The following is a 12,275-nucleotide window of genomic DNA, read 5'->3' as shown; positions in this document are numbered from 1 at the left end:
AAACTCGTCATCCCAGGGCTTGACCCTGGGATCTAGCGTGGCCACACCGCGTCGAGATAGCGGCGGAAGGAGATCCCCGGATCAAGTCCGGGGATGACGTAACCTTTAAGGCAGGACTCAAGCAGCGAAGCGTTAGGCCAACGCAAAGAGGCTAACCTCAAGCCGCGAAGCGGTAGGCCAACACCAAGAGCCTAAACCGAGAAATACTTCGCCTGCGGATGCAGTAGCACAATCGCGCTGGTCGACTGCTCGGGGTGGAGCTGATCGCCTTCGGATAGAGCCAGGCCAATCTGGTCGGCGCCCAGCAGCTTCAATAGCTGCTTCTGGTCGGCGAGATTCGGGCAAGCAGGATAGCCGAAGGAGTAACGGCTGCCGCGATAGCCCTGCTTCAGCATCTGCTCCATCTCACGCGCGTCCTCAGCCGCAAAGCCAAGCTCGGCGCGGATACGCTTATGGACATATTCCGCCATCGCCTCGGCCAACTCGACGCCGATACCGTGGAGATAGAGATAATCCTGGTAGCGGTTTTCAGCGAACCAGTCGCGCGCCACTTCCGAAACGCGCTGCCCCATGGTGACGACCTGAAGGCCGATCACATCACGCTCGCCGTCCGTCACATCTCGGAAGAAGTCAGCGATGCAGAGGCCACCATCCTGCGCCTGACGCGGCAGGGTGAAACGGGCGCATTCGGTCACCCCATCTTCTTCGAAGAGGATCACGTCATTGCCGGTCGCGGCACACTTCCAATAGCCATAGACGGCCTGCGGCAGCAGGATGTCGTCTTTCTCACAAAGGTCCAGCATGCGCTTCAGGATCGGCTTCACCTCGGCCTGGGCCCAGGCTTTGTATTCGTCCAGCGACTTACCCATCTTCCGGAAGCCCCACTGGAATTGGTAGAGCATCGTCTCGTTCAGATAGGGTACCAGGGTCTTCACCGGCACACGGGCCAGCACGCGCGGCCCCCAGAAGGGCGGCACCGGCACGGTGACATCGCGCGATAGCTCGGCACGACGGGTACGAATTTCCTCGGCATCCACCGGACGCCGCTCGGCATTCGCCGCCTGCCCCAGCACGCGCTTTGTATTGGTCGGGCGTCCCGCACGTTTGGTGTTGGCTTCTTCGACATGGGCGTCAAAGGAATTGCCAACCACCTTGTCCATCAGCGATAGCCCATCGAAGGCATCGCGGGCATAGGCGACCCGGCTGCCGCCATAAGCAACGATGCAGTCTTCCTCGACGAACTTGCGGGTCAGCGCCGCGCCGCCCAGCAGCACGGGAATATCGACACCCTCGCGCTTCAGCTCTTCCAGGTTTTCGCGCATGATCACGGTCGATTTGACCAGCAGGCCCGACATGCCGATGGCGTCGGCCTTATGTTCCTTGGCGGCGGCCAGGATATTGGCAATCGGCTGCTTGATACCGAGGTTGACGACCCGATAGCCATTGTTGGTCAGGATGATATCGACAAGATTCTTGCCGATGTCATGGACATCGCCCTTCACCGTGGCGAGCACGATGGTGCCCTTCTCCTGCCCCTCGACCTTCTCCATGAAAGGTTCGAGATAAGCAACTGCGGCTTTCATCGTTTCGGCGGACTGCAGAACAAACGGCAGCTGCATCTTGCCTGCACCAAACAGCTCGCCCACGACCTTCATTCCGCCCAGCAGAAACTCGTTGATGATCGTCAGAGGCGGATGATCCTTCATCGCCTCTTCCAGATCTGCTTCCAGCCCCTGGCGGTCGCCATCGACGATACGTTCCTTCAGGCGCTCGTCCACCGCTTCCGGACGCACCTTGGCGACCTTGGCCTTTGCTGTGCGGCCTTCGAACAGCGCGATAAAGGCATGCAGCGGATCATAACCGTCTGCACGACGATCGAAGATCAGGTCTTCGGCGGTCTTCACTTCCTCGGCAGGAATCTGATGCAGCGGCATGATCTTGGAGACATGCACAATGGCGCCGGTGAGTCCGCGCTTCATCGCATGGTCGAGATAGACCGAATTCAGCACATGGCGGGCAGCGGCATTCAGACCGAAAGAGATATTGGAAAGACCCAGGATGATCTGGCATTCCGGCATTTCCTTCGAAATGCGTTCGATGGCTTCCAGCGTCCAGAGACCAAGTTTGCGGTCATCCTCGTTGCCGGTGCAGATCGTGAAGGTCAGCGGATCGAACATCAGATCCGACGGGTCGAGCCCATGGGTATTCACGGCATAATCATAGAGCCGCTTGGCGATACGCAGCTTGCTGTCGGTATCCTTGGCCATGCCCTCTTCGTCGATGGTGAGCGCGACGACGGCAGCGCCGAACTTCTTGGCCAGCTTAAGGCGCTTGTCAGCGGGTTCCTCGCCATCCTCGAAGTTGATCGAGTTGAGGATTGCCTTACCGCCGTAGAGCTTCAGAGAGGCTTCGAGCACCGGATATTCGGTCGAATCCATCACCAGCGGGGCATTGATGCTGCCGCGCATCCGGGTGATGACTTCGCTCATATCCGAAATTTCGTTACGGCCGACGAAGGCGGTGCAAACGTCGAGCGTATGGCTGCCCTCGCGCACCTGCTCACGCCCCATATCGACGCAGGCATCCCAGTCGCCGGCATCCTGCAGCTCGCGGAACTTCTTCGAGCCGTTGGCATTGCAGCGCTCACCGATGGAAAGATAGGCATTCTCCTGGCGCAGCGGCACCTGGCTGTAGAGCGAGGCGACAGAGGGGATCCAGACCGGCGAGCGCTTGATCGGCGCCGGGCGGATCTTGCCTTCGGGTGCCAGTTCACGCAGCAGCTCGTCCAGCGCACGGATATGGGCGGGCGTCGTGCCGCAGCAACCGCCGATGATGTTAAGGCCGTCCTCATTGATGAAACGCTTGATCCAAGCCTGAAGCTCGCCGGGGGTCAGCGGATAATGGGTCTTGCCATCCACCAGTTCGGGCAGGCCAGCGTTCGGCTGCACGGAGATCAGACCCGGCCAGTTTTCGCCGATCCACTTCACATGTTCAGCCATTTCCTGCGGCCCGGTCGCGCAATTGAGGCCCAGGCCATCGACATCCATCGCCTTCATGATGGTGGCAGCCGCTGCAATATCGGTACCGACCAGCATGGTGCCGGTCGTTTCCACCGTCACCTGGACGAAGATCGGCAGATTTACCCCTGCCTCAGACCGCGCAAGCTTTGCGCCGTTGATAGCGGCTTTGATCTGCAGCACGTCCTGGGTCGTTTCAATCAGGAAGCCGTCGATACCGCCTGCGACCAGACCACGGCACTGGATCGCAAAGCTCTCCTCCAGGGCATCATATCCGATATGGCCAAGGCTCGGCAGGCGGGTGCCGGGACCGAAGGCGCCGATCACGAAACGCTGACGACCGTCGGCAGCAAAACTGTCGATGGCATCGCGCGCATGCTGGGCGGCCAACTGATTGATTTCGAATGCCCGATCCTGCAGGCCGAACTCGCTCAAGGTGATGGGCGATCCACCAAAGCTGTTGGTCTGGACCAGATCCGAACCTGCCGCCAGATAGTTCGAATGGATCTCGCGCACAATGTCCGGACGGCTGATGTTGAGCACGTCCGTGCAGTTTTCCTGCCCGAGGTAGTCGCGTTCAATGTCGAGGTCCATGCCCTGGACAAGGCTGCCGGTGCCGCCGTCACACAGCAGAACGTTGGACTTCAAGGCATCGAGCAGTTTGGACATTCGGAAATACTCTTAAGCGGCAGCGTGAGCGGGGGCAGGACGGATACCAAGGCGGCGGCAGATCGCCAAGGTCAGTTCGGCACGATTGAGCGTGTAAAAGTGGAAATCATCGATCCCATATGCCCGCAGCTTCTGCACCTGCTCGACCGCGACCGACGCCGCGACGAGCTTGCGGGTTTCCGGATCGCTGTCGAGACCTTCGAAAGTCTCAGCCAGCCAACCCGGCACGGAGGTGCCGCAGGCACCGGAGAATTTCACGACCTGCGCGAAATTGGTAACCGGCAGAATGCCCGGCACGATCGGAACCTCGATCCCCGCCTTGCGCGCCCGCTCAATGAACCGGGCAAACACGTCGGTATCGAAGAAATACTGGCTTATGGCGCGGGTCGCCCCGGCATCGATCTTGCGCTTGAGATAATCGAGATCGGCATCCAGCGAGGTCGCTTCGGGATGCCCTTCTGGGTAACAGCCGACCGAAATCTCGAAATCGCCTATGTCTCTGAGGCCCCGCACCAGGTCGGTCGAAGAGGCATAGCCGCCGGGATGGGGCTGATATTTCTCAGCGCCGGCAGGCGGATCACCCCGCAACGCAACGATGTGGCGAATACCCGCGTCCCAATAATCCTGCGCCACCTCTGCAATCTCGGCCTTATTCGCACCGACGCAGGTCAGGTGAGCGGCCGGAGCCAGAGCGGTTTCCTGGCGGATGCGGCGCACGGTCGAATGAGTCCGCTCGCGCGTCGTACCGCCTGCACCATAGGTTACGGACACAAAGCTCGGATTCAGCGGCGCCAGCTTCTGAACCGTGGTCCAGAGCGTTGCCTCCATCTCCTCGGTCTTCGGAGGGAAGAATTCGAAGGAGATCTTGGGGACCGGGTTCGATGCGGGAGTAGGGGTTGTCATGGAACGGTCCTTACCTTAAGCCGCATCGCGGCGCGTTGCTGCGGGTGCGGGACGAGCCGCCGCCCAGATGGTCACAGTCAGTCGCCCCCCGGTCAGATGAACGGCTTCACCGGGGATCAGTCCGGCTGAGCGGCACCATTCGGCAACTTCGGCCTCCGAGAAGCCGAGGCGGCGGTGAGCGTGCTGCTCTCGCAGTTCCTCAAGATCATGGGGCGCGAAATCAACGACCAGCAGGCGTCCACCAGGGCGCAGGGTGCGGGTCGCCTCAATGATCGCCAAGGCCGGATTGTCCAGGTAATGCAGCACCTGATGGAGGGTGACCGCATCAAAACTCTCAGTCGCCAGCGGCAATTGATAGAGATCAGCCTGCCGGACCGAGCAGTTCTTCAGGCCTGCGCGCTCCAGATTGGCTCGTGCCACCGCCAACATCTCCCGGGACAGATCAATGCCGACCCCCCGTTCCACATGGGGACCGATCACTTCCAGAAGGCGACCGGTACCAGTGCCGATATCGAGATAGTCTCGGATGCTGTCGATACCGACTTTTTGCAGAATCGCCTGCTCAACGATTGAATCATCCACATGGAGGGACCGGATGCGTCCCCAATCGCTGGCGGCGCTATCGAAATAGCGTGCGGCCGACTCGGCTCGGGAGGTTCGGATAGCGCCCAGACGAGTGCGGTCCAGCCCCAGCACTGGGTCATCCACTGTCAGTTGTTCGACCAGCCAGCGCGCCGTCTCCGCCCCCTCGCCTTGCTGAGCGAGACGAAAGAAAGCCCAGGTCCCCTCGCGGAAGCGCTCGAGCAATCCCGCATCGCAAAGAAGTTTAAGGTGGCGCGACACGCGTGGCTGACTCTGCCCCAGGATCTGGGTCAAATCACTGACAGTCAGTTCTGATTCAGCGCATAGCGCCAGCAACCTCAACCTCGTGGGCTCAGCCGCCGCTCGCAATCTTTCCAATACGTGATCCATCCGGGCCTCCATAAACATATATAAAGATATCTTTATGCTTAATGTCGAGCGAGAAATTGCATAAAATTATGCTGCACTTCAGCAACAGTGTTGCCCTCTGCACGTATTGCATGGCGCACCGACTCGCATTTCCCTAAGTCGTATGGTACGAGCTTTAATCGGGTGGTTGGTTACAAGCTGGCGATGTCGCGATAGGCCGCTTCTGACTACTGCTGGGGAAAAGAATTCAGGATGTGTTCGATGTCGCTGTCTAGGTCGTTGAAGTCACTGAGCCGGAGCCTCCTGGTGGGGTCGGCCGTTCTCCTGGGGGCCTGCGCCAGCGATCCGGCATCCAATGATCCCATCGAAGGGGTCAACCGGGGTGTGTTTGCCGTCAACAAAGCGGTCGATACCGTTGTTGTTCGCCCCGTCGCCTGGACTTATCGGGAGGTTATGCCTGACCCGTTCAAGGATCGCCTGCGCGATTTCCTGAACAACCTGAAGACCCCCGTCGTGCTGGCCAATGACCTGATGCAGGGCAATATGGACCGCGCTGGCGTCACGTTCGAGCGCTTCTGGATCAATTCGATCCTGGGCCTTGGTGGTCTTATCGATATTGCATCGTCGATCGGTATTCCGCGCCATTCTGAAGATTTTGGCCAGACGCTTGCAAGCTGGGGCGTCGGTGAAGGCCCCTATCTGGTCTTGCCGCTGCTGGGCCCGTCCAATCCGCGCGATGCAGTCGGCCTTGTTGTCGATTACGCCCTGGATCCGCTGACTTGGATTCTGCCTGCCGGCAACAATCAGGAGTTGGGTTATGCTCGACTGGGTACTGACATCATCGATACCCGTAGCCGCCTGATCAAAGTTACCGACGACCTCGAAAAGAACTCTGTCGACTATTATGCGACGATGCGCAGCCTTTATCGCCAGCGTCGTGCCGCCGAGATTTCGAACGGCAAGGCGCCCATGCCGACCGGTATGGAACGCGGCCCTGCATATCCCGGTCAGAAGACTGACGAATAGATCTTTTTAAAGAGCGCACAATGAATCTTATCTCGCGACGCCAAGCCTTGAGCTTGGCCCTAGGGATTTCCGTCGCGGCAACTTTGCCGACGGCTGCATTTGCTGCAGACATTAGCAGCGAATCCAAGGCCTTTGTCGAACACCTTGGACGTGAATGCATCGGCACGATCACTAATCAGGGTATTCCCGAGGCTGAAAGACGGGCGAAGTTCCGTGAATTACTGCTGGCTGGCTTCGATGTCCCAGCCATTGGACGCTTCGTTCTGGGCCGTTATTGGCGCTTGGCAACAGATGCTCAGAAGCAGGAATTTCTGAAGCTCTTCGAAAGCATGATCCTCAAGACCTATGCTGACCGTTTCCGTGATTATGGTGGCGAGCAGTTCAACGTCGTCGGCTCGCGTTCGGAGGGCGATGACCATGCCATGGTTCAAAGCCGCATCATCCGCCCTGCCGGCGGTGAGCCGATCAATATCGAGTGGCGCGTTCTGAAGCCCAAGGGCACGCTAAAAATTGTCGATGTGATCGTCGAAGGCGTCAGCATGTCCTCGACCCAGCAGGAAGACTATGCGTCGGCCATCCAGCGTGGCGGCGGCGACCTGGAACCCTTCCTGGTGGAATTGCGTCAGCGCTACGGCGGCTGAACCCATCTCTACTTAAGATTGACGCAAGCGGCGCCGTCAGCCATAACGGCGCCGCCGTCTTAAGATGGGCCTGTAGTTCAGTGGTTAGAACGCGCCGCTCATAACGGTGTTGTCGTCGGTTCGAATCCGGCCGGGCCCACCACTCCCTTGACCGCCGCCGCCCTATCGTCCGCCTGCGACGTCCAGAACTGCACCGCTGGTGTAGGACGCAGCGTCGCTGAGAAGCCAGATGATGGCTTCGGCGATTTCGTTGGCTTCTCCCGGACGCCCCATCGGGGTACCGGCCCCTACCCTATGCGCCCGATCCGGCTGACCCCCGCTGGCGTGAATGTCCGTGACGGTCACGCCAGGACGGATCGAGTTCACGCGCACGCCTTCCTGCCCTAGTTCCTTTGAAAGGCCTATAGCAAGGGTGTCCACAGCAGCCTTCGAGCCCGCATAGTCGACATATTCGAACGGCGATCCCAATCGCGCCGCCACAGACGACACAAGCACGATGGAGCCGCCCTTGCCGCCTCGGCTGACTGCCATCCGCCTTGCGGCCTCCCGCGCGCAGAGATAGGCACCGACGCTGTTTACCTCGAACATCCGGCGTAGGCGTTCGGCAGACATATCCATCAGGGTCGCCGGTGATGCAACTATCCCAGCGTTAACAACCACACCATCCAATTGTCCCAGGGCTTGTTGACAGCCATCAAAGACCGCCAGGACGTCCCGCTCCTGAGCGACATCTCCTTGCAGGGAGACCGCATTGGCACCGCGGGATTTCACCAATGCCACGACCTCCCCGGCCGCCGCCTGGTTACCGACGTAGTTCACGCCAACCGACCAGCCACGTTCCGCCGCCAACAGAGCAGTGGCCCGTCCAATACCGCGACTAGCACCCGTGATCAGAATCGTCTTCGACATCATCGCTCCCACATAAAAAACGGGCGCCACCTGGGCGCCCGTTTCATGATCGGATTAAACCGCTCCATCAGTTATAGAAACGGCTGGCACCAAGAACAATCAGATACGCGGACTGCAGGATTTCCTTGGAGATCTGCAACAGCTTGCTGTCGACCTCGGGCACCACCACGATCTCGTCCCCAGCACGGATATCGTCAGCGTTCAGCAATACCTCGCCGTTCAGACGCCGGATCATCACAGCCCCCTCATCCGCACGATCCGTATAGCCACCAGCCATCTTCACATAGTCCGAGAGACGCAATCCCTGCTGGAAAACGACTGTCTGGGGTATCAGGACTTCGCCCGTGACCAGGATCGTCTGGGCACGTTCAGGAATAACGATGACATCCCCATCTTCCATTCGAACATCCAGGAGAGCTTTGTCAGTCGGTCGTACAACGATACGACCATCGGGCTCAACCCGACGTGCGCGGCTGATGAATTCACCAACAAGCTTTGCTTCGCTCGCACGGATCTGCGCCACCCCGTCCGTAGAAGAAGAGGCAGTGAAGAGCTGGCGCTCCAGACGATCCAGGGAGTCGTTAATCGAACGGCGTTGCTGTTCTGCGGCGCTGCGACGACGAATGTAAAGCGCACTTAGATCTGCGATGTTGGGATCGACCGACACGTAATTCAGAACCTGGCTCAAAGTTGCGGAACGATCCGCGACCAGGATGGAGGGTCCCAGGCGGCTGCCCTCAACACGGACGGTTACCTGAGTCGGCGCCGTATCGGCCGTGAAAGCGACCTTGTCCTGGTCTCTCAATTCGAAAGCGGCGAACTCATTTAGGGTCATATAGCGTGAGAAGGGTTGCATATTGCGGCTGCCGGAGACGGCGACATGGGTCACCTGGGGCAGTGGGCGCGCATAGTCGAGCAGATCGAGCCCGCGGAACATTTCCGGCGGCTGCTCGAACAGGAAGTTATTGCGTACAGCGCCTTCAGCCTGCACCAACGGACGCTGACGACCTACGACAATCCGGTCGCCCTCCTCGAAATTGAAGGTCGGCAATTGCCCGTTCAGAAGGAAATCGTAAAGATCCGCCGTGGCTATAACCTTCTTGCCCCGGAAGACCGTGATATCACGGAAACTGCCTCGCGTGATGTCGATACCTCCTGCGCGCAGGAGGTAGTCCAGGACGCTGTCATTCCCGCCACCGTTATAGCGGCCCGGCTGCCGAACAAAGCCCGCGACGAAGACTCCCATACGATATTGCCCCTGGACAACACCATAGATCTTCACCTTGCCCGTATAGGCTGTCTGTACCTGACGGTCGAGGAAGCCTTGCAGTTGCCCCGCCCGCAGCCCCGCAGCCTTCACCGGGCCGATGTTGGGTAGAAACATGTTACCCGATTGATCCACCACCGAGGTGAACTGCTGCTCGGATTCCCCACCCCATAACACCAGAGAAACCGTATCTCCTGGGCCGATCAAATAGTTCGGATTGGAGTTGATCCCCTCAGACGCCATACGGCCCAGGAAAAGATTGGCCCCAAACGGGATCGGTTCTCCACGCAGGAACTCTGAGCCGTTTCGCAAAGCAGAGGGCGCTGACGGAGTGAAGCTCTCGCTCTCCTGCTGGGGCTGAAAACCAGACGCGGGCCGGCGTTGCTGAGGAGCGAATTGCTGGACAGGCGGTGCAGTGCCCAGCGGCGGAGGTGCACTAAGTACCTGATCTCGCTGCCCGGCCACAGGTTCCGAGCTGTTCGGCGGAACGACCACCTGCCGGTTCTGGACACCGAGGGTTTCGAGCCACTGCTGAGCAGAGGCAGGCACCGAAACGGTGACAGCCGTCAGAAGGGCAAGTAAGGGCAGAGCTTTGGCGTTCATCGTCCGAACCATCAGATAAAGTGATCCCTAATACCGACGACCACCAGGGATCCAATGGCATAGATCATCAGAGAAGCAACAAGAACCGTGACTATGATCAGCAGGCGGCGCGGATAGAGCGCCTCTTCGGCCACCTGCGCGCGCACGATCGAAACCAGATAGGAATGCTGACGCATGGCTTCAGCACGGGCGCTTTCGGCAGCCTCGAGTGCAAATCCATACCGCTTTTCGGCGAAACTGCGGGAAATCTCCAGTCGCTCGAACTCTCCAACGATCTGCGCCAGCTTGTCCTGCTCTCCCCCCACGCGCGTCGATTCCCGATCGATCTGATCGCGAAGAGCTGCAGCCTGGGTGCGCAGGGCAAACATGCGGGGATTATCGGGACGCAGGAAAGCTGCATTGGCCCGCATATCTGCTTCGACCTTGGCCAGATCAGCACGCATACGGCCGACAATATCCATAACCGCTTTACTGGATTCGGTCGTATCGAGCGTGCGCTGCTCCTCGCGATATCGCGTCAGAGCGAGGCGTGCTTCGGTAAGCTGCTTTTCCGCCAGCGCAATCTCCGCCCCCGCCAAGGCGCGATAATCAGCCGTGACGCGCTGGGAGAACTTATTCACCAGCCCCTCACTCAAGCTCACAAGCGTATCGGCGATCTGCTTGGCGGTCTCAGGATGGAACGCCTGAACCTTGAGCGTAATGATGCCGGAAATATTGTCGACACTGACTTCAAGACGGCGGCGATAATATTCCAACATCTGTTCTTGCGATGCATTCTTGCGCAAACGTACCCAGAAGTCCGCCGAGGGGTCCTGATAGATTTTGCGCAGGTCATGTTTCGCGTCGACCGCTTTCATGGCATCGAGCGAGCTGAGGTAATCGACCACACCGATTGTATCGCTGATGACAGCCTGGATGCTCACTTTAGCAGGTGAGGATTCCCCACCACCGCCCCCGAGGGTCCTGACTGCAAATCGGGTTTCGGAGACATAAATGTCCGATGCGACAAGGGTATAATAGAACGCACATAGAATCGTCGGCAGGAACACCAACAGAAAGGCAAACCAGACCTTTGGCTTGAGAAGAAACGACGTTTCCTTCTTGCCTGCCACAGCTGCCCCATCGCTATTCGTTAAAGCCATCTCTCTATCAATCCAGTGCAGGCATATCAGTTCACAGCCAACGGACGACTGCGCATCAGGGCCGGGATAAGCGCCCAGCCTGCGTCCTGCTGACAGACAACGTAAGTTACATCAGCAGTCGTCGTCCGGCCCGATATTTCACGGCAGGCACGACCACTGGCCGCAAAATACTCTCGCTCCAGGCGCAGCAGTGTCGGTGCGGGCTGGGCCGGGTCATTGACCTGCGCGACGGCCCCCGGCGATGCTTTGGCGGCGAAACCCGTCAATTGCTCGGCAAAATCCCGACCCGGTAATGCCGAAGGGGCAACGGCCATCAGGACAGGCGGCAAGGGAGGTTGCGGAGCAGCCACATTTTGTGCCGCGACCGGCGCGCTGGCAGCAGGTGGCAGAACCACGGCGGGCAGGCTTGTACTAGGCGGCGGCGGCAGCATCGTTACGCCGTCCACCGGCAAGGCCACGACATTCCCCGTTGAAGCCGGTACAGGGGCAGCGGCCTGCACCGCTGGAGCAGGCGCAACAGGCAGAGGCACGGGGGCCGGAGCCGGGACCGGCAGCGGTGGAATCTCAACAACCTGCACCGGCGGGCTGACAGGCGCTGGTGGCGGCACATCGGTAACGGTGGCGGCGAGCGATTGCCCCACGGTTCCAGCCTGCATGGGAACGGGGGCGACGGCGGCAACCGGAGGCGGCGGCATGGATGCCGTCTCGACCGCTGTTGCCTGCGCAGGAGCAGAAGGGGGAAGAGTTGCAACAGCCACTGGAGCTGCAGGTGCCGGCGCTTGTGAAGTAGCCGCAGCCGGAGCTTGCACAGGCGCAGCTGCCACAGGGGGGCGTGCGCGCTCAGTGCCAGGAGATAAGGTTGCGGCGGTCGTGGTCGCGGGGGCGACACCGCCGGAAACACGGACAGCCCCATCAGCGGTCGGCGCCATCGGTGCCGTCCCGATCTGAGGAGCATGATTGCTGTTCTTGCCTTCGGACACAGGCCGATCGGCACACGCCGTCAAGGCCAGTCCGATGACAAGCGTCGCCATCAGTCTTGTGCGCGTCACGTTTATCTTTCCCTGTCCGAGCTAAATGTCCTGCCGGTTGGTTTTCCTAGCCTCTAATCCCGCCCCCGGCAAGCAAGAAACGCCCCTCGGAGACTTAA

Annotated in this window: 9 protein-coding genes and 1 tRNA gene; 3 read left to right on the top strand and 7 right to left on the bottom strand. The window is 59.7% G+C overall.

Translation table 11 applies throughout. The annotated features are described in order from the left end of the window. Positions 1–191 precede the first annotated feature (191 nt). The 3 genes from metH to ACFSM5_RS18410 are packed head-to-tail and all read right to left on the bottom strand — an operon-like array spanning position 192 to position 5,561. Entirely contained in the window at positions 192–3,686 is a 3,495-nt protein-coding gene (gene metH / locus ACFSM5_RS18420) for a methionine synthase (RefSeq protein WP_379878022.1), read from the bottom strand. Between the two features lie 12 nt (positions 3,687–3,698). Then, positions 3,699–4,589 carry a methylenetetrahydrofolate reductase [NAD(P)H] gene (gene metF / locus ACFSM5_RS18415; protein ID WP_379878021.1) on the bottom strand — a complete coding sequence of 297 codons (891 nt, stop codon included), beginning with the start codon at positions 4,587–4,589 and terminating at the stop codon, positions 3,699–3,701. Positions 4,590–4,604: 15 nt separating this feature from the next. Then, positions 4,605–5,561, bottom strand: coding sequence for an ArsR/SmtB family transcription factor (locus ACFSM5_RS18410; protein WP_379878020.1), 957 nt, complete (start codon positions 5,559–5,561; stop codon positions 4,605–4,607). A gap of 285 nt (positions 5,562–5,846) precedes the next feature. On the opposite strand from ACFSM5_RS18410, the gene ACFSM5_RS18405 reads away from it, so the two are divergent. The 3 genes from ACFSM5_RS18405 (at position 5,847) to ACFSM5_RS18395 (ending at position 7,349) form a co-directional block, all read left to right on the top strand. Continuing rightward, positions 5,847–6,566, top strand: a complete 720-nt coding sequence (locus ACFSM5_RS18405) for an MlaA family lipoprotein (RefSeq protein ID WP_379878019.1) — start codon at positions 5,847–5,849, stop codon at positions 6,564–6,566. 20 nt (positions 6,567–6,586) lie between these two features. After that, complete coding sequence (locus ACFSM5_RS18400) at positions 6,587–7,207, top strand: ABC transporter substrate-binding protein (RefSeq protein WP_379878018.1); 621 nt, start codon at positions 6,587–6,589, stop codon at positions 7,205–7,207. A 66-nt stretch (positions 7,208–7,273) separates the two neighbouring features. Continuing rightward, positions 7,274–7,349: transfer RNA gene (locus ACFSM5_RS18395), tRNA-Ile, on the top strand. 20 nt (positions 7,350–7,369) lie between these two features. On the opposite strand, the gene ACFSM5_RS18390 is transcribed toward ACFSM5_RS18395, so the two are convergent. The 4 genes from ACFSM5_RS18390 to ACFSM5_RS18375 form a co-directional block, all read right to left on the bottom strand. Further along, positions 7,370–8,116: an SDR family oxidoreductase gene (locus ACFSM5_RS18390; protein ID WP_379878017.1), complete on the bottom strand. Its 747-nt coding sequence runs from the start codon at positions 8,114–8,116 to the stop codon at positions 7,370–7,372. A gap of 67 nt (positions 8,117–8,183) precedes the next feature. Then, positions 8,184–9,986 (bottom strand): polysaccharide biosynthesis/export family protein, encoded by a 1,803-nt coding sequence (locus ACFSM5_RS18385; protein ID WP_379878016.1) that lies wholly within the window; start codon positions 9,984–9,986, stop codon positions 8,184–8,186. A gap of 11 nt (positions 9,987–9,997) precedes the next feature. Then, positions 9,998–11,098 (bottom strand): KpsE/RkpR family capsule polysaccharide export protein, encoded by a 1,101-nt coding sequence (locus ACFSM5_RS18380; protein ID WP_379878015.1) that lies wholly within the window; start codon positions 11,096–11,098, stop codon positions 9,998–10,000. Between the two features lie 56 nt (positions 11,099–11,154). Next, entirely contained in the window at positions 11,155–12,177 is a 1,023-nt protein-coding gene (locus tag ACFSM5_RS18375; RefSeq protein ID WP_379878014.1) for a hypothetical protein, read from the bottom strand. Positions 12,178–12,275 lie beyond the last annotated feature (98 nt).

The sequence above is a fragment of the Lacibacterium aquatile genome (assembly GCF_042683105.1).
Lineage (GTDB): Bacteria > Pseudomonadota > Alphaproteobacteria > Elsterales > Elsteraceae > Lacibacterium > Lacibacterium aquatile.
This window is presented reverse-complemented; position numbering and strand designations above follow the sequence as displayed.